The organism is Roseiflexus castenholzii DSM 13941 (assembly GCF_000017805.1).
GTDB lineage: Bacteria > Chloroflexota > Chloroflexia > Chloroflexales > Roseiflexaceae > Roseiflexus > Roseiflexus castenholzii.
Genome location: NC_009767.1, coordinates 4,323,723 through 4,341,970, shown reverse-complemented (window position 1 = coordinate 4,341,970; position 18,248 = coordinate 4,323,723). Strand labels below are relative to the sequence as shown.

The 18,248-nt window shown below is 60.4% G+C and carries 15 protein-coding genes; 7 read left to right on the top strand and 8 right to left on the bottom strand.

The window, feature by feature from the left end:
- Positions 1 to 214: 214 nt before the first annotated feature.
- From RCAS_RS17170 to secF, 3 genes are all read left to right on the top strand, one after another.
- Positions 215 to 970, top strand: a complete 756-nt coding sequence (locus RCAS_RS17170) for a thioredoxin domain-containing protein (RefSeq protein WP_041331009.1) — start codon at positions 215 to 217, stop codon at positions 968 to 970.
- A gap of 223 nt (positions 971 to 1,193) precedes the next feature.
- Positions 1,194 to 2,618: a protein translocase subunit SecD gene (gene secD / locus RCAS_RS17165; RefSeq protein ID WP_012121800.1), complete on the top strand. Its 1,425-nt coding sequence runs from the start codon at positions 1,194 to 1,196 to the stop codon at positions 2,616 to 2,618.
- A gap of 20 nt (positions 2,619 to 2,638) precedes the next feature.
- Positions 2,639 to 3,613: a protein translocase subunit SecF gene (gene secF / locus RCAS_RS17160; protein ID WP_012121799.1), complete on the top strand. Its 975-nt coding sequence runs from the start codon at positions 2,639 to 2,641 to the stop codon at positions 3,611 to 3,613.
- Between the two features lie 12 nt (positions 3,614 to 3,625).
- Here secF and RCAS_RS17155 read toward each other — a convergent pair whose 3' ends face one another.
- Together RCAS_RS17155 and tsaD are read right to left on the bottom strand one after the other, a co-directional pair.
- Entirely contained in the window at positions 3,626 to 4,360 is a 735-nt protein-coding gene (locus RCAS_RS17155) for a class I SAM-dependent methyltransferase (RefSeq protein ID WP_012121798.1), read from the bottom strand.
- A 325-nt stretch (positions 4,361 to 4,685) separates the two neighbouring features.
- Positions 4,686 to 5,774: a tRNA (adenosine(37)-N6)-threonylcarbamoyltransferase complex transferase subunit TsaD gene (gene tsaD, locus RCAS_RS17150; RefSeq protein WP_012121797.1), complete on the bottom strand. Its 1,089-nt coding sequence runs from the start codon at positions 5,772 to 5,774 to the stop codon at positions 4,686 to 4,688.
- Between the two features lie 88 nt (positions 5,775 to 5,862).
- Between tsaD and RCAS_RS17145 the strand changes: the two genes are divergently transcribed.
- Positions 5,863 to 6,534 carry a metal-dependent transcriptional regulator gene (locus RCAS_RS17145; RefSeq protein WP_041331000.1) on the top strand — a complete coding sequence of 224 codons (672 nt, stop codon included), beginning with the start codon at positions 5,863 to 5,865 and terminating at the stop codon, positions 6,532 to 6,534.
- Between the two features lie 30 nt (positions 6,535 to 6,564).
- Positions 6,565 to 6,696, top strand: coding sequence for a hypothetical protein (locus tag RCAS_RS26285; RefSeq protein WP_269632461.1), 132 nt, complete (start codon positions 6,565 to 6,567; stop codon positions 6,694 to 6,696).
- A 77-nt stretch (positions 6,697 to 6,773) separates the two neighbouring features.
- Here RCAS_RS26285 and RCAS_RS17140 read toward each other — a convergent pair whose 3' ends face one another.
- From RCAS_RS17140 to RCAS_RS17125, 4 genes are all read right to left on the bottom strand, one after another.
- Positions 6,774 to 7,187, bottom strand: coding sequence for a hypothetical protein (locus tag RCAS_RS17140; RefSeq protein ID WP_012121795.1), 414 nt, complete (start codon positions 7,185 to 7,187; stop codon positions 6,774 to 6,776).
- Positions 7,184 to 8,440, bottom strand: a complete 1,257-nt coding sequence (locus RCAS_RS17135) for a S8 family peptidase (protein ID WP_232280052.1) — start codon at positions 8,438 to 8,440, stop codon at positions 7,184 to 7,186. The genes RCAS_RS17140 and RCAS_RS17135 overlap by 4 nt, the downstream gene beginning before the upstream one ends.
- 104 nt (positions 8,441 to 8,544) lie before the next feature.
- Positions 8,545 to 9,135, bottom strand: coding sequence for a M48 metallopeptidase family protein (locus RCAS_RS17130; RefSeq protein ID WP_012121793.1), 591 nt, complete (start codon positions 9,133 to 9,135; stop codon positions 8,545 to 8,547).
- 2 nt (positions 9,136 to 9,137) lie between these two features.
- Positions 9,138 to 10,421, bottom strand: a complete 1,284-nt coding sequence (locus tag RCAS_RS17125; RefSeq protein ID WP_012121792.1) for an MFS transporter — start codon at positions 10,419 to 10,421, stop codon at positions 9,138 to 9,140.
- A 2,057-nt stretch (positions 10,422 to 12,478) separates the two neighbouring features.
- Between RCAS_RS17125 and RCAS_RS17120 the strand changes: the two genes are divergently transcribed.
- Entirely contained in the window at positions 12,479 to 12,835 is a 357-nt protein-coding gene (locus tag RCAS_RS17120) for a hypothetical protein (RefSeq protein WP_012121791.1), read from the top strand.
- Between the two features lie 30 nt (positions 12,836 to 12,865).
- Here the strand turns inward: RCAS_RS17120 and RCAS_RS17115 are convergent, their stop codons facing one another.
- Positions 12,866 to 14,278: a bifunctional enoyl-CoA hydratase/phosphate acetyltransferase gene (locus tag RCAS_RS17115; protein ID WP_012121790.1), complete on the bottom strand. Its 1,413-nt coding sequence runs from the start codon at positions 14,276 to 14,278 to the stop codon at positions 12,866 to 12,868.
- A gap of 191 nt (positions 14,279 to 14,469) precedes the next feature.
- Between RCAS_RS17115 and RCAS_RS17110 the strand changes: the two genes are divergently transcribed.
- Entirely contained in the window at positions 14,470 to 15,972 is a 1,503-nt protein-coding gene (locus RCAS_RS17110) for a glycoside hydrolase 5 family protein (RefSeq protein ID WP_012121789.1), read from the top strand.
- Positions 15,973 to 17,414: 1,442 nt separating this feature from the next.
- Here the strand turns inward: RCAS_RS17110 and RCAS_RS17105 are convergent.
- Positions 17,415 to 18,203, bottom strand: coding sequence for a nucleotidyltransferase family protein (locus tag RCAS_RS17105; protein ID WP_012121788.1), 789 nt, complete (start codon positions 18,201 to 18,203; stop codon positions 17,415 to 17,417).
- Positions 18,204 to 18,248: the final 45 nt, after the last annotated feature.

Genomic DNA, 18,248 nt, shown 5'->3' with positions numbered 1-18,248 from the left:
GTGTGGTCTATTGCAGGAATGATATAATACGCTCAATATTGATAGAATAACCATGGGTAGAGGCGTCCGTAGTTCCTGCGTTGTCACGCTCGGACATCACCCCTCCTCCTCCATCCGGGGGCAAGCGAAGGGGCGCCTTTCCCCTGGTGCAGTGGATCTTGCGGCGCCTGTTCATTCCGGGAAATCAGGTGCGATACCACACATGGAGCAGACTATGAGCACACGTTCGCAGCGCGGTCGAGCGGTTCAAACGAAAAAGAGCGGCGGCGTTTCTCGCGCACTCTACATTGCGATGGGCGCCGCTGTCCTGCTGGTGATTGCGATTGCTGCAACGGTCGCGCTGCAAAACCGGCAGACCGCAGCGACGCCTGGACGGGAGCCGGCGCGTCCGGCGACGAATGTTCCCATGGGGAGGGACGAAAACGGCTTTTTCTTCAAGGGAAGCGCCGGAGCGCCGGTGGTCGTCACGGAGTATTCAGATTTTCAGTGCCCTGGCTGCGCCTACTACGCAACTGCTTTATCGTCGCAGTTTGAACAGGAATACATTGCGACCGGCAAGGTCAAATTCGTATATCACGAATATCCATTAAGCGGGCACGTGAATGGCGCGCCTGCCGCACAAGCGGCGCGTTGCGCGGGTGAGCAGGGCGCCGACAAATACTGGGCGATGCACGATTACCTCTTCACCAACCAGCGCCAGTGGAGCGGGCAGGCGGACCCCAGGGCGCAGTTTGTCGCCTATGCGCGCCAGATCGGTCTCGATACCGCAGCATTCGAGCAGTGCTATGCTGGCAACCGCTTCCGTGACGCCATCAACCAGGCGAAGGCGGCAGGGGATGCACTGCGTATTCCCGGAACCCCTTCATTTGCGGTGAACGGTCGGCTCGTCGATACCACCGGTGCGACCAGTGTGGAAGAGATCTACACTCGTATGCGGCAGGCGGTCGATGCGGCGCTTGGCGCGCGGTAGAGCCGTTGAACGTTGAACAAGGGCTTCTTGTCGTCCAACGGTTGGAATCTACGCCGGATACATGATCTCAGGCTGAAGACCCCGTAGAGAAAGGCGCTTTCTGCTCCGTTGACATCCCTGTGTCCTATGGCTATAATGCCGTCGTCTAAAGCCTGCTCCGCGTCTGCCGGGCAGGTTGACCTGCGAACCAACAAGGTTCGTTACCCGAAAAAGAGAGAGCATCGTGCGTAGCCGGGATATCTACTCACTCATTTTCATCCTGCTGATCGCCGGGGTCGCATTGTCAATCGTCTTTGCACCGGAGGGACGCTGGCTGTTCAATCGCGACGTCAGCGTCCGCCTGGGTCTCGACTTGCGCGGCGGCACGCAGGTGCTGCTCCGCGCTGCTGAGCCGGTGGAGCGTAGCGTCATGCAAACGGCGGCCGGCGTTATCGAGCGCCGCATCAATGGTCTTGGCGTGGCCGAGTCGGTGGTGCAGTTGTCGGGAAATGATCGGATTATCGTCGAAATACCGGGTATCGCCAATCCTGAACAGGCGATTGAAACGCTGCGTGGCACCGGAAAACTGGAGTTCATCGACACGAAAGGTGAGTTTCTGGCGCCCGGCGCCATCGTGCGCACCACCGGCAGCCCCAACCCGATTGCGCTGCGTCCCACGGCGACGCTCACCGAAGCAGAGACGATTACATCGACTGAGACCATATCGCCAACGGCGCCGGAAGGTCCGATCTATGAGAGCATTACCGATGGCAAGGACCTGGATCTGAACTCGGTGCAACCGCCGCAGATCGCCGGGCAGAGTCTCCAGAACCAGTTCGCAGTGCCCTTCGCGTTTACCGGCGAATCGGCGCGCCGCCTGGAGCAGTTTACCGCCGCCAACATCCAGCGCCCGATGTGTATCGTGCTGGACAATCAGGTGTTTAGTTGCCCAATCGTCGAGGCGGCGCTGGTCGGAGGGCGCGGCGAAATCACCACCAGCACCCGCCAGGACGCCGAGCAGATCTACACGCAGCTCAAATATGGCGCGTTGCCGGTGCCGCTTCAGGTCGAGTCGAGCCGCACGGTCTCGGCGTCGCTGGGGCAGGGGTCGGTTGATGCCAGTATTGTGGCGGGTGTGGTCGGTCTGGCGACGGTGGCGCTGTTTATGATCCTGTTCTACCGGCTGCCCGGTGTGCTGGCGACGGTGGCGCTTCTGCTCTATACGTTGATCAGTTTCGCGCTCTATCAGTTGATTCCGGTGACGCTGACGCTGCCGGGTATTGCCGGGTTCATCCTGTCAATCGGCGTGGCAGTGGACGCGAATGTGCTGATCTTTGCGCGTCTGAAGGAAGAGTTGCGTCGCGGTCGATCATTGAATGCGTCGATTGACGCCGCCTTTGTGGAAGCCTGGCCCGCCATTCGCGATTCGAGCGTGGCAACGCTGATTACCTGCACCATTCTCTTCATGTTCGGCAACACCTTTGGCGTCAGCCTCATCAAGGGTTTTGCCCTAACACTCGGGCTTGGTATTGTGCTGAGCCTCTTCACATCCATGGTGGTGACGCGCACCTTCCTGCATACGATCAATCCGCTGCCATTCGCCCAGAATCCCTGGCTGTACGAACTGAAAGACGCGCCGGGAATGCGCCACGCCCGTGAGGTGGCATAGACCGATTGCAAGAGAGATGTATGGATAAACTTGTCAAACTGCGCTACTGGTGGTTCGCGCTGTCGATGCTCATTATCATCCCTGGCCTTGTCTCGCTGGCGATTGTCGGGTTGCGCCTGGGAATCGACTTCAGCGGCGGGGCGCTGTGGGATTTGCAATTCGTCGAGCGCGCACCAGGTCAACTTGATACTGAGCGTATTCGATCTATCTTTGCGGCGCAGGGATTCGAGGGAGCGCTTGTGCAGTTGACCGAGTCGCAGGTCGATGGGCGCACCGTTGCCAGCGCTGTGGTGCGCACCCGTTCGCTGAGCGAGACCGATCCTGAGACGCAGCGGCAGCAGGTTCTCAGCGCGCTGAAGTCCGAATATGGACAGGTCAACCAACAGGCGTTACAGACGGTCGGCGCTACGGTGAGCGCTGAATCGACCCGCAGCGCAGTGATTGCCGTGATCGCAGCGTGTGTGGTGATTCTGATCTATCTGACCCTCGCCTTCCGCCGCGCGCCCCATCCGGTGCGTTATGGCGTTTGCGCGATCCTGGCGATGATCCACGATGTGCTGCTGGTGCTGGGAGTCGCCTCGATCCTTGGCGTTGTCATCGGGTTAGAAGTGGATGCGCTGTTCCTGACTGCGCTCCTGACGGTTATCAGTTTCTCGGTACACGATACGATTGTGGTTTTCGACCGCATTCGCGAGAACCTGATCAATCGGCGCCCCACCGAAACATTCGATGATATTGTCAATCACAGCATTGTGCAGACGCTGCCACGTTCGGTCAATACCCAGTTGACCACCTTCTTCACCCTGATGGCGCTGCTCCTTTTCGGCGGCGAGAGTATCCGCAATCTGGTGCTGATTCTGCTGATCGGGCTGATCAGCGGCACCTACTCGTCGATCTTCAACGCTGCGCAGTTGCTGGTGGTGTGGGAAAACCGCGAGTGGAACCGCTGGTTCCGCCGCAGCAACCCGCCGGGCGCCGAAGCGCCTGCGGCGTAGTTTCCGGCGACTTCATTTTGTTACATAGTATGTCCGCCATCGGTGCGGGGCATTGGATGGCGATTCGTCGCACTGTAGAGCGCGCGCCCCGGTTGCCTTCAACCGGGCAATCACGTGTTGTCCTGGCAGGGGATGCACTTCGTGGGGATAGAGTCTGAGATGGTGGTACAGGATCACCGCTGGCACGCCGACCGTTCGTAATAGCGCATACGCGCGACGGCGCGGTTGCAGTCGATAGACGGGATGGATCGAATCCAGGGTCGTAAAGACCAGTAAACCTCCCGGTCGCATGACTCGCACAAAATCGGCAACATAGCAGAGTGCGATGGTCTGATTGGGCACGTGTTGCAGCACGCCCCAGGCATAGACCATATCGCAACTGTTCGATGCAATCGGCAGTGTCGTGCTGGCGCTGACGACGAAATCCACCTTACTGAGGTTGGTGTGGAGTTGACGGGCTTTGACGATCAGGCTCTCTGCAATATCGATACCGATGTAATGCTCGAAATGTGTGCGCCAGGCGGGCGCAAGCCGTCCAACGCCGCAACCGAAATCAAGCACGGTTGACCATTGCTCTGGTCGCTTGAACGGTTCAATCTGTCGGAGCAGTTGAGAAACCTGTTCGTGTCCGGTGTTCAAAAACGCCTCGATGTTCCATCCATCAAAACGGTTCGTGCCGGTCATTCCCCAGAACGGGTCGAGCTGACCGATATCTTCCCATTGACGCTTATTTGTCTGTAGACTCATAGAGTTTCGTTGACCTTCGCTTTCAATAGCCCTACAAGCAGTATAGATGCGATCATGCTTGCCGCACAGAGAAGAGTATCTGTACGGTTTCGGGGAAAAATCTACTGAGTCCTGCGTGCGGTAGGAGGGATGCCGGAGTTCCAGGTGATGGGCGCAGTAAATGTAGGGGCGCCCTGCTGTGGGCGCCCATCGTCGGAGCAGCGTGGGCGGGACGTAGGGGCGCCCCCCCCCGTGGGCGCCCATCGTCGGAGCAGCGTGGGCGGGACGTAGGGGCGCCCCGCCGTGGGACCCCGCCACGACCGTCATCGAAAGGCAACGCTCCAGGCTACCCCGCATGTAACGGAAGATTCGGCTGCACATCGAGGTCCCATCCATCCTGTTTGCCAGCATTGAGGCGGTAGAAGGCGGCTGCGCCAATCATGGCGGCATTATCGGTACAGAGGGCGACAGGCGGGATATGCACCGGAACAGGCGAGCGGCGACAGAGTTCCTCGCGTAGACGGAGGTTGGCCGCCACGCCGCCTGCCAGTACCACTTCGGCTGCGCCGAAGGCGCGTGCCGCCTCAACTGTTTTGGTCACCAGCACGTCCACGACCGATTCCTGGAAGGCGCGCGCCAGACGCGCAACAATCGCTGGAGGAAGAGGCGGTGGTTCGGTTGCTGCGGATGCGCCGCGTTTGCCGGCGCCGGGCTGAAGCGCCGCCTCGCGCGCCCGATACTCGCGAATCTGGTGGAGCACTGCGGTTTTCAAGCCGCTGAACGAAAAATCGTAACTGTCGCGCAACCAGGCGCGCGGCAGCGTGACGCCGCCAGGCGCGTTTTCAGCCGCCGTCTGAATGGCGGGTCCGCCAGGGAATCCAAGCCCCAGCAACCGCGCAACTTTATCGAACGCCTCGCCCGCCGCATCGTCACGGGTCTGCCCAAGCATGCGGTAGCGGCCGTGCCCTTCGAGTAGCGCCAGCAGCGTATGCCCGCCGCTGACGACCAGCGCAACGACGGGGAACTGTGGTTCGGGCGCATCGGGCTGCGCATCGGTCAGCAACCAGTTCGCATAGATATGCGCTTCGATATGGTTGACCCCAATGAAGGGCAGTTCGCGCATCCAGGCAATGGCCTTGGCGACATTCAACCCGGTCATCAACGCGCCTGCCAGACCAGGACCATACGTCGCTGCGACGGCATGGATGTCGTTCCACCCGCCAGGGAGCGGGTGCAGCGCATCACGCACCACGGCATCGATCGTCAAAATATGCTGACGCGACGCGACTTCGGGAACGACGCCGCCGTAGCGACGATGCTCCTCAATCTGTGACGCCACGACATTCGAGACGATCATGCGACCGCCACGGATAACCGCTGCTGCCGTCTCGTCGCACGATGTTTCGATTGCCAGAATAGTGAAATTCGTATCCATGCCCGATATTGTACCATTCTCTTGACATATCGGTTGCCGCATGGGTATAATGGGGTTGGTTTTAGGAATGCCTAAATATGCCAGAACCATGCCACTCTCAGAACACACCGAGTCCGTCCAGGACTACTTGAAGACTATCTTCGACATCCAGCGCGAGCATGGTCGTGTGGCGACCACCGCCCTCGCCGAGCGCCTAGGCAATTCACCGGCGTCGGTGACCGGCATGATCAAAAAGCTTGCCGCGCTCAACCTGGTGGAATACGAACCGTACCAGGGCGTGGTGCTGACGCCAGCCGGCGAAAAGATTGCGCTGGAAGTCATTCGCCATCATCGCCTGATCGAACGGTACCTCGCCGAAGCGCTGGGTGTGCCGTGGGATCAGGTGCATGCCGAGGCGGAAAAGTGGGAACACGTGTTGTCGGAGGACCTGGAGGACCGGATTGACGCGGTGCTCGGCTACCCGACGACCGACCCGCACGGCGCGCCGATTCCAAAACGCGACGGCACACTGCCGCCGCCCCACACCACCCGCCTGAGCGACCTGCAAACCGGTCAGTCGGCGATGGTTGCCGAAGTGAGCGACCACGATCCGGCGATGTTGCGGTACTTCGCCGAGCTCGGCTTGCGCCCCGGCGTTGATGTCACCGTTGTTGCGGTGGCGCCATTTGGCGGACCGCTGACCGTGCGGTTGGATGATGTCGAGCATGCTGTAGGGCGTGAGGTAGCGGGGTATGTAGTAGTGTGCGATGTCACTCTGTAGGTCACCATCGCTTTCGCCCTGCACGTCTCAGTGCAATCCCTTGTCCAGTGCATCGAGGATGAGGATGTCGCCGTCGAAGTGCGCGAAAATCCGTCGGGCATCGCCGTCGCTCCAGGCATCACATTCGTGCGTGGAATGAACAAGCCGGACATTGCAACCTGAAGTTGGCGTCTGGCGATGACCGATAAGCGGCGCAAGCGTCACCCGTCACTCCCACACTTGCATCATCCGCCCGGCGCTTATGATTTCTCTGCCTCGCGGGACTGATCGGCAGCCTGATCGGTTGGAGCATCGTGTTTCTCGATACGCGGCAGGTCGGTGGTAATGGCGCCATCTTCGGAGACGTGGAGCACGTCGGGGGCGTGGGAGAGTTCGTCGATCGCGTGCCGCGTGCCGACGACAAAGAGGGTGTTGAATGCGGTCGGCTCGCTGACCTGGAGCACTTCGTTGCTGAGACCGTGCTCATCGATCCAGTGCAGTAGACGAGTGCGCGCCGCCCCATTGTGTTCGCGCAACAGGCGATATTTCTCGGCGCGGGTGCAGTGTGCCAGCGTTTCGGATGCCGGACGCTTGAGTGTCACCACTGAACGGATCAGGGACTGCAACCGGTTCTCCGGTTGTGGTGCAGATGCTTGCTTCTGTTTCTCGCTCATAGCACAAACCTTGCCAGCCCGGCGCCAACCCGTTCGGCAGGCGCCGAGAGCGGAAGCGCCGTTTCCAGTAGCCGCTGGCGCAGCGCTGCCCCCTGCAATCCAGGGTTGGCGGAAGCAATCAGCGCAGCGATCCCTGCCACGTAGGGCGCCGCCATACTCGTGCCACTCATCCGGGTGTACAGACTGCGACGCTGAAGGTCGCGTTCCAGGCTCGACATAATATCTACCCCGAACCCGACAAGATCGGGCTTGCGCAACCCTTCTGGCGTCTGCCCGCTGCTGCTGCTGGACCACGGGTTGAGGTCGAAATCAACCGCTCCCACCCCTAGCGCTTCAGCGTATGAACCGGGCGCGCGCACCACCCCAGGACCGTCGTTGCCGATGGCGATGATCGGGAGCACATCGAAATCCTCCACCAGCGTGCGCAGCAGCAGCCGCATCCCTTCCGTAACCGTTCTGAACGCCGGTGCACTGATCCATTCCGGGCGAAAACCAAGCGACATGCTAATAATCATCGGTTTGTCCTGGTTTTCCACCCGGCTGAAGTGCGACAACATCCAGTCCAGCGCCACGACGATCCGTGCCAGGCTGGTTTTGACCGTTTCGCTCTCGATGACTGCCGCCGCCAGGAGATCGACATCCGGCGCGACTCCAACGTTGCGTCCGGCGATGATACCGCAGACGTGCGTTCCGTGACCGTGCGTGTCGAAACCGTTGACAGCCCGCATGCTTTCGGGTGTGGGCACGAAAGGCACGTACCGGAACTCGATCCGTTTTCCCAGAAACTCATTGTGATCAGCGTCGCATCCGGTATCCAGCACGCCAACGATGACGTTTCCTCCTCTGATGCCGCGAGCGTGCGCTTCCTGAACGCCGCTGATGGCGGGCCACTCCGGCGCACGCGGACGGCGGACTCTGGTTTCGGCGCCGATGCGCGCGGTGGGCAGCGAGAGCGCCACATCCGGTACGATCAGGTAGTCGTCGGCAAGGACCTCGCGCGCCTGTTCCGCCTGTTGGTTGGTCGGCGCGTTAACAATGTAGCAACTGACGTGACCCAGACGCTCAAACCCATGTCCGACCGGCTTGCGCTGTCCGGGCAGATGGGGACGCAACCCGAGTCGGATGAGTTCCAGTGCGCGGCGCGATGTCTGTGCGTCGCGCATGATTTCCATGCGTTTTTCAGCGGTCGCCGCTTCGTGCAGTGCAAATGCTGCGCTGCGCGTCCGCTTGCGGACGGCGATGAATTTTTCCACGCCCGATGATCGTCTGCCGGGGCGCGATGCCACGCCTCGATAATGCTTTCCTGTACCATACAGTATAGCACAGACAGGGCGCTGGAGTGCCTATCACCGGGACGTCATGCATCATTGGGTTCATCGGGCATTCCCGCCAGAAGCGCGCGTTCGACCGGCGGCAGATCGTTCCAGACGTGCGCCGTCCATATCACAGCATCGAGAAATGCCTGCGCTCGATCGGTATCGGGGCAGACGCGGCGCAACAATCGCCAGAACGCAGGTGAATGATCCGGGTAAACAGCGTGGGCGATTTCGTGCGCGACAACGGCTTCGAGCACCCAGCGTGGCATGCGCCGCAGGAGGGCATGCAGGCGTACCGTGCGCGTCGCGGCGCTGTAACTGCCCCATCGCGCTTCGGTCAGCGTAAATTCGGCGCGCTCAATCATTGGCGATTCGGGGAAGCGGGCAGCAACCTGACGCACCAGTTTCAGGGCGTCTTCCTCGTGGTTGACATGGCGTTTGTGAAGGCGCTGGATCAGGCGGCGCGCCAGGGAGGTGATCGCCGCATCCAGTGCAGCGCCATCCAGCGCGTGGGGGGCGCTGATCGAAAGCGTTGTGTGGCGCAGGCGGGCGTTGATGTTTTTGACCTTCTTCCGTTGGATGACGACTGTAAGCGTCACACCATCAACGGTGATCACCCGTTGCTCTGCCATGGCTATGTTACCTGCACAGCACGGGGGCGTTCGGTTGTCACCCCCACCCCTAACCAGACGAAAAGGATGGCGCCCACACAACGGAGCGCTGCGCCGGTCAGCAGCGCGGGTGTGTAGCCGAAGAGATCCGCCAGCAGCGTACCAACCAGCGGCGCGACCAGCGTTGCGATGTAGGTCGTCAACTGATAGAGTGCGATGTACGATGCGGTTCGTTCGGGCGACGCCGTCGCCAGCGAAATGTCGAATAGCACCAGGTTCAACCCGGCGCCGAAGATGCCTGCCAGCGCCGCGTAGAAGACCAGCGGCTCGACCCGCGGCGTCAGCGCTGTCAGCAACGGATAGAGCACCAGTCCAAATGTGCAGACGCGCAGCACCAGTACATTTCCCTTCCGTCGCGTGAGCGCCGTCCAGATAAAGTAGGCAATCAACAGGACGCCATTGTTGGTGGTGTTGATCAACCCGATCCAGAAATCCGAAGCGTTGAGCTGGCGCACCCAGTAGAGCGGAAAGAGCGGCAGCGCCATCATCATCCCCAGGTTGAAGACAAACGCGCTGATAACAAAGCGACTGAACGGCGTCGGTTCGCGCAAAACCGACAGCATCTCGGTAAGATACGCTCGCAATGATTGTCGGACAATCTCCTCCTTCGGCGGCGGATTGTCAGGGATGGTCAGGCGGCGTGAAAAGAGGAAACTCAGCACGCCACCCACAAACGAAGCGATGAAGACGATCTGATAATTCAGCGGAAAGGCGACATTGTCGAGAAACGCCCCGATTACCGCAACGGTGATGGCTGTCGTCGCGCCAAGCACCGACCAGCGCCGACTCATCAGATACTGCCGTCGTCGCGGTCCTGCCACGGCGCCCATCACCACGGCGAAGGTGATATTGACAATCGTTTGTGGGATCGTCGCCAGCGCCCAGATGATAATAATCGCATACGTGGTTGCCTGCTGGTTGGCAAAGAAGGGGATCAATCCCATCAGAATAAACGATCCCTGGACCATGGCGCGGGGTATGGAGTACCACGGCGCCATGTTGCGCTGGCGTTCAAGAAAGCGCCCGGCCGGAATGGCGAGGAGCATACCGGTCAGCGCCGGAAGCGCCGTGATCAACCCGACGAGGAACGGTGAAGCGCCAAGGCGCGTCAGGAACACGCCAAGGAACGTCGAAACGCCGGTGACAATGCCGACGCCGATGCCATCGATCAGGACGCTTCGTTCATTCTGCTTCTGGATGTCTGCTGGCTGATTAAGTCGGGCGCGCCAGCCGAACAGGACGGGCATGATGTCCACGACTCCTGATCAGGGAGCGGTTGAGGGTGGTATTATATCATTATTATTGAGGCGCGCGGTGCGAGGAGGGCGTGGTTTGAAGAGGGTGGTACGTTCTACCTTGCACATTGAACGCCCCCTGAATCTTCAGGTCGCTACCGCGGAACCGTCTCTGCCGCAGAACGTTGCCGGCAATGCTGCTTCTCCGGTGGGCAGGCGGAAGATCGCTCCGACCCTTGCGGTGTGTGCCGCAAGAGGCGAGAGGCGAGAGGCGAGAGGTGAGCGAGGCAAGAGGTGAGAGGCAAGAGGTGAGAGGTGAGAGGTGAGAGGTGAGAGGTGAGAGGTGAGAGGTGAGAGGGGCCTGACAATGGCGTAGCGCGAGATTTATCTCGCATTTGTGGGGAGGTAAGGCGAGCGGCGAGGGGTGAGCGGGGTCCGGCAATGGCGTAGCGCGAGATTTATCTCGCATTTGTGGAGAGACGCGAGGTGAGAGGTGAGGCGAGAGGCGAGAGACGCGAGGCGAGAGGCGAGAGGTGAGCGAGGCAAGAGGTGAGAGGTGAGAGGTGAGAGGTGAGAGGTGAGAGGGGCCTGACAATGGCGTAGCGCGAGATGTATCTCGCATTTGTGGAGAGACGCGAGGTGAGAGGTGAGGCGAGAGGCGAGAGACGCGAGGCGAGAGACGCGAGGCGAGAGGCGAGAGGTGAGCGAGACAAGAGGTGAGAGGTGAGAGGTGAGAGGTGAGAGGTGAGAGGTGAGAGGTGAGAGGTGAGAGGGGCCTGACAATGGCGTAGCGCGAGATTTATCTCGCATTTGTGGAGAGACGCGAGGTGAGAGGTGAGGCGAGAGGCGAGAGACGCGAGGCGAGAGGCGAGAGGTGAGCGAGACAAGAGGTGAGAGGTGAGAGGTGAGAGGTGAGAGGTGAGAGGTGAGAGGGGCCTGACAATGGCGTAGCGCGAGATGTATCTCGCATTTGTGGAGAGACGCGAGGTGAGAGGTGAGGCGAGAGGCGAGAGACGCGAGGCGAGAGACGCGAGGCGAGAGGCGAGAGGTGAGCGAGACAAGAGGTGAGAGGTGAGAGGTGAGAGGTGAGAGGTGAGAGGTGAGAGGTGAGAGGTGAGAGGGGCCTGACAATGGCGTAGCGCGAGATGTATCTCGCATTTGTGGAGAGACGCGAGGTGAGAGGTGAGGCGAGAGGCGAGAGACGCGAGGCGAGAGGCGAGAGGTGAGCGAGACAAGAGGTGAGAGGTGAGAGGTGAGAGGTGAGAGGTGAGAGGTGAGAGGGGCCTGACAATGGCGTAGCGCGAGATGTATCTCGCATTTGTGGAGAGACGCGAGGTGAGAGGTGAGGCGAGAGGCGAGAGACGCGAGGCGAGAGACGCGAGGCGAGAGGCGAGAGGTGAGCGAGACAAGAGGTGAGAGGTGAGAGGTGAGAGGTGAGAGGTGAGAGGTGAGAGGTGAGAGGGGCCTGACAATGGCGTAGCGCGAGATTTATCTCGCATTTGTGGAGAGACACGAGGTGAGAGGTGAGGCGAGAGGCGAGAGACGAGAGGCGAGAGGCGAGAGGTGAGCGAGGCAAGAGGTGAGAGGTGAGAGGTGAGAGGTGAGAGGTGAGAGGTGAGAGGGGCCTGACAATGGCGTAGCGCGAGATTTATCTCGCATTTGTGGAGAGACGCGAGGCGAGAGGCGAGAGGTGAGCGAGGCAAGAGGTGAGAGGTGAGAGGTGAGAGGGGCCTGACAATGGCGTAGCGCGAGATGTATCTCGCATTTGTGGAGAGACGCGAGGTGAGAGGTGAGGCGAGAGGCGAGAGACGCGAGGCGAGAGGCGAGAGGTGAGCGAGGCAAGAGGCGAGGGGCAATAGGCAAGCAGCGTGAGGGCGGAAGATCGCTCCGACCCTTGCGGTGTGCGTCGCACACCCGTCTCTGCCGGCGAATGCCAGGAGCGATGGGAGTCGCTGCGTTGTTGGTAATGCTTCCCGACCTCAAGGCTTTTGAAGGTGCGCGGTGCGAGGAAGGTGAGCGTCGAACGCGGAAAATGTCCTTCCTCGGTGAAAGAGAAAGGATGACGAGTCATGGTCATGCATCGGGTGACGCGCGGGTATCTGGTGTTGATCGCCGGTCTGATCGCCTTCTTCGGTCGCCGGTTGCTGGCGGGTGATGCACTCTGGCCCCCAGGGCTGATGCATGCGGAGATACTGAGCGATACGGAAATGTGGATCGTCATTTTCACCGCGCTGATGATCGGTCCAGCCGTTGCGCTTGGGCGGTTGCGCGCCATGGTGATTGCGTTGCCCTTCTCGTTGCCGCCGATTATGCTCTATCTCACCTTCTACCCGCTGCTGATCGTCTTTCTGTTGCTGGCGATGGTTCCCTGGCTGGTGCATGCCGCTTTGAGTTCCTGGATGCCGGAACGTCAGCAGGGAACATGAAATCGGGCAGTGATGCGGCGAGATGACCAGTCATCCCATCATCCCGTCGTCCTGCCGTTCTGTGCCATTCCGTGCGACCAGCACCGCCATTGCGCATGCTGCCAGAACACTCTGCGGGTTCCCGCTTGGTTCGGGTAATGCCACCGGTACGCGCCCGCCAACGATAATGCCCGCAGATTGCGCATTTGCCAGGTGATCAAGTTGTTGCACCAGCATCGTACCTGCTTCCAGGTCTGGCGCAACGAGAATATCCGCCTGACCTGCGACCAATGAGGTCAGTTTTGCCCGCCGTGCCGCTTCCGGTGAAACGGCATTCTCGAAAGCAAGCGGTCCGTCCACAATGCCGCCGACGATCTGCCCGCGGTCGACCATCTTGCATAGCGCTGCGGCATCGAGCGTTGAACGAAGTTTCGGGCTGATCGTCTCGACTGCGGCGAGGATGGCGACTTTCGGTTGTTCGATGCCGAGCGCCAACGCCAGATCGATGGCATTCTGCACGATTGCCCGCTTCTCTTCCAGGGTTGGGTCGGTGTTCATTCCTGCGTCGGTAATCAGGAGCAAGCGAGGGTAGTTGGGAACGTCCATGGCGTAAATATGGCTCATGCGCCGATGGTCGGCGATACCGGTGTCGCGCGCGACCAGTTCGTGCAAAAGTCCGTAATAGCGCACCCCAGGATCGACAATTGCCTCGACGGTTCCGGCGCGCGCCAGAGCGACGGCCCGCGCGGCTGCGGCTCGACCGTCGGTTGTCGGTTCGAGGCGGAAGGCGCTCAGGTTGATGTCCAGCGTTTCCGCCACTCGTCGCAGCGGCGCTTCGGGTCCGATAATAATCGGATCGATCAGGTTTGCGTGGGTTGCTTCGATAATGCCATGAAGCGCAGCCGGCTCAGCAGGGAACACCACTGCCGCGCGCACCGTTCCCAGCATTGATGCGCGTTGAATGACCGCTTCGTAGTTTGCGCCGGGTTTGTGCAGCAATACTTCGGGCAGACTGACCCGTTGACGCTTGACCTTCTCGGTGGGTGCGAGCACCTCGGCGCTGCCACTGATGACGACTTCGCCATGCTGGTTGGTACACTGGCAGTCGAGCGTCACCCGGCGCTTCTCCGCATCTTTGGCCGTCACCGTGACCGCCACGGTGATCGTGTCGCCGATGGCGACCGGACGGCGGAAGCGCAGCGTCTGGCTCAGGTAGATGGTGCCGGGACCGGGGAGCATCGTGCCGAGCACGGTCGAGATCAGCGCCCCGCCCCACATGCCGTGAGCGATGATCTTGTGGAAGATGTCGCTGCGGGCATACTCCTCATCGAGATGCGCGGGATTGACATCGCCGGACATGACCGCAAATAACTCAATGTCGGATTTGGTCAGGGTGCGTGTCAGCGATGCCCGATCGCCGATCTTGATTTCGTCGAAGGTGCGATTTTCGATATATTCTGTCATTGGCGTGCCTCCCTTCACCATAGGCTCAGCATACGAAGGGGAGTTACATGGCGTGGCGTCGAGGGGTGCGGCACGCGTGCGTATTGTGAACACGACAAAATTGTTATCAAATTGTACAAATATTGCGCCTGTTTTAGAACGAATGTGGCGTATAATGCGGGTAGAAACATGTGACATGATGCAGTGCGTTCATGGTTCGTTTTCTCCGTTTTTTTGTTGCAATCGTGCTGCTGGATGCGCTGGCGGCGGCTCTTCCAGCAGCGGCACAGCAGGAACCGCTTCCTGAGCGCCCCGGCGATCGCACAGTTGGTGACATGTTTCCAACCACGTTGCCGGTCGATGCCCCTGACTCAGGAATGCTAACCGGCATCCAGGCAGTGAGCCAGGTGTATCTGCCGCTCATCAGCATGCCGGCTCCTCCGAACCCATTCGGTTTTGATGTGCGCACCTATGCGCCGGACGCGGTGATGCCGCTGGTGGTCGAGGCGAATCCGCGCTGGTCGCGCGCCGGTGATGTGCTATGGGCGCTGGTCGAGCCGGTGCGCGGCGGCGGGTATCGCTGGGAGGCGCTTGCTGATGTCGAGCGCAATGTGCGCCGCCTGCGCGCGACAGGCATTGAGCCGACCCTGATTGTTCAGTGGTCGCCGTCATGGGCGCAGAGTATCCCCGGAAAGTTGTGCAGCGCACCGCGCCCTGATACGATCGGCGAGTTTGCCGCGTTTATGCGCGCAGTCGCGCAGCGCTTCTCCAGCGGCGATCTGCGGGTCGATTATTGGGAGATCTGGAATGAACCCGATTTTCGACCGGACGAAGTGAAGGGCGATGAGGGTTTTGGATGCTGGGCGACGTATGCAGCGCCATATTACGGTGGCGACTACTATGGTCAGGTGTTGCGCGCGGTGTACCCCGCCGTCAAAGCGGGCAATCCGAATGCGCAAGTGTGGGGTGGTGCACTGATGCATCGCTGGCCCGACGACACGCAGACGCTGGGGTTCGTGCGCGGCATGCTGGCGGCCGGTGCGGCGAACTCGTTCGATGCGCTCAGTTTCCATGCATATGGCGAATGGGGCGCCGGTGATCGTCTGCTCTTCAAGTACTGGCGTTTGCGTCGCCTGCTCGATGAGCATGGGCTAAACACAAAACCAATGGTTGCGACGGAAATTGCTGCGACATGCACGGCGCCCTCGATCTGTCCGCCCGACTTCCAGCGCCGCCAGGCAAATTATGCCGCTCGCATTTATGCACAGGCGATTGCGCTCAGCCTGCTGGGCGCCTTCTGGTATCCGATCTCGTTTCGTGGCGAAGGTTTTCTGCACAGCCACCTGGTCGATGAAACTGATGACGGACCGACGCCGCGCCCGTCGTTCTACGCCTTTCGCAACTCGGCGCGTTTGCTCGCAGGCGCACGCTACATTGGTCCACCGCCGGTCGAACCGGCGCCTGGTCAGATCGGTGATGTGCAGGTGCTGACGTTCGAGAAGGGGCGTAACCGTTTGTATGTGCTCTGGGTGCCGCGCACCGATTTTCCGGTGCTGTACAATCTTCCGGTTCCGCCCGGTGTCACGGCGATTTGCACCGATCAGTTGAACCTCTCGACTCCGGCGACGTACTATTGCTCTGATGTGAATCGTGATGGCCTCATTCCACGGGCAGTGAACGAATTGCCGCAGTATGTGGAAGTTGTGGCGCCGTAAAGGTTTCCACGTTTGATGTTCAACTCCCGAATGATCTGCCATAAGGGGCGCTCTTACGCGGCCTGTCACTGGCAGCGTTTGCACATGCTTGTTGAACCACAGAGTCACAGAGAGCACGGAGGGCGCTAACGCGCCGGTTTTCGCCGAACCCTTCTCACCATTGGCCTCGTGTCACATGCTTGTTGAACCACAGAGTCACAGAGAGCACGGAGGGCGCTAACGCGCCGGTTTTCGCCGAACCCTTCTCACCATTGGCCTCGTGTCACATGCTTGTTGAACCACAGAGTCACAGAGAGCACGGAGGGCGCTAACGCGCCGGTTTTCGCCGAACCCTTCTCACCATTGGCCTCGTGTCACATGCTTGTTGAACCACAGAGTCACAGAGAGCACGGAGGGCGCTAACGCGCCGGTTTTCGCCGAACCCTTCTCACCATTGGCCTCGTGTCACATGCTTGTTGAACCACAGAGTCACAGAGAGCACGGAGGGCGCTAACGCGCCGGTTTTCGCCGAACCCTTCTCACCATTGGCCTCGTGTCACATGCTTGTTGAACCACAGAGTCACAGAGAGCACGGAGGGCGCTAACGCGCCGGTTTTCGCCGAACCCTTCTCACCATTGGCCTCGTGTCACATGCTTGTTGAACCACAGAGTCACAGAGAGCACGGAGGGCGCTAACGCGCCGGTTTTCGCCGAACCCTTCTCACCATTGGCCTCGTGTCACATGCTTGTTGAACCACAGAGTCACAGAGAGCACGGAGGGCGCTAGCGCGCCGGTTTTCGCCGAACCCTTCTCACCATTGGCCTCGTGTCACATGCTTGTTGAACCACAGAGTCACAGAGAGCACGGAGGGCGCTAACGCGCCGGTTTTCGCCGAACCCTTCTCACCATTGGCCTCGTGTCACATGCTTGTTGAACCACAGAGTCACAGAGAGCACGGAGGGCGCTAACGCGCCGGTTTTCGCCGAACCCTTCTCACCATTGGCCTCGTGTCACCTTCCATCTGAAACGTTCAATCGCCATCACCAGCAGCGACGACGGAGCGGTGCAACGTTGCTCCCTTTGCACGTGCAATCTGCAACCTTCAATCTCCATCCTTGGCACCCGCAAAATGGCTCCCCTCTGTCCGCTCGCCTCTCACCTCGCACCCCTCGTCTCTTGCCTCGCTCACCTCTTGCCTCGCTCACCTCTTGCCTCTTGCCCCTCGCCTCTTGCCTCGCTCACCTCTTGCCTCTTGCCCCTCGCCTCTTGCCTCGCTCACCTCTTGCCTCTTGCCCCTCGCCTCTTGCCTCGCTCACCTCTTGCCTCGCTCACCTCTTGCCTCTTGCCCCTCGCCTCTTGCCTCGCTCACCTCTTGCCTCTTGCCCCTCGCCTCTTGCCTCGCTCACCTCTTGCCTCTTGCCCCTCGCCTCTTGCCTCGCTCACCTCTTGCCTCTTGCCTCGCTCACCTCTTGCCTCGCTCACCTCTTGCCTCTTGCCCCTCGCCTCTTGCCTCGCTCACCTCTTGCCTCTTGCCTCGCTCACCTCTCGCCTCTTGCCTCGCTCGCCACTCCTGCTGCGCCTGTTCATACGCTGCGGGCGTTCCAATGTCGAGCAGGTAACCCCGCAGCGGACGACCATACACCGGTACGCCAGCGTGCAATAACGCCGGAATAATATCGTGCCCGAAATCGCTGAAGCCAGGTGGCGTCCAGGATACGATCTCCGGTTCGCAGACGTAGACCCCGGCATTTGCTGTATCACCGCCATCCCATACGGCAGGTTTTTCGATGAAGCGTTTCACCCGACCGGTTGTGTCAATGTCAATCATGCCCTGGGAGTGTGGCGTGTCGGTGCGTTTGAGCGCCAGCGTCATGATCGCACCCTGCTGGCGATGAAACCGTATCAGGTCGTCGAGGTCGATGTCGAGGAGCAGGTCGCCGTAGATGACGAGAAAGGTCTGATCAAAGAAACCGGGGAAATTGTGGAGCGCGCCAGCTGTGCCGCGCAGTTCTTCTTCGACGGCATAACGCAACCGTATGCCAAAACGAGAACCATCCCCCAGCCCGGCGCGCACCACGTCGGGCAGGTGGTGAAGATTCAGCGCCGCCTCGGTGACGCCATAGCGCCGTAACCACTCCAGCGTCCATGCCAGAAGCGGCTGCCCGGCGATCGGCGCCATCGGTTTAGGGCATGTGTCGGTGAGCGGACGAAGGCGCGTCCCTGCGCCGGCTGCGAGAATGAGCGCTTTCATAGGAATGAGCAGTCACCACTCGGTTGTTGGGTAGGGCGCACACAG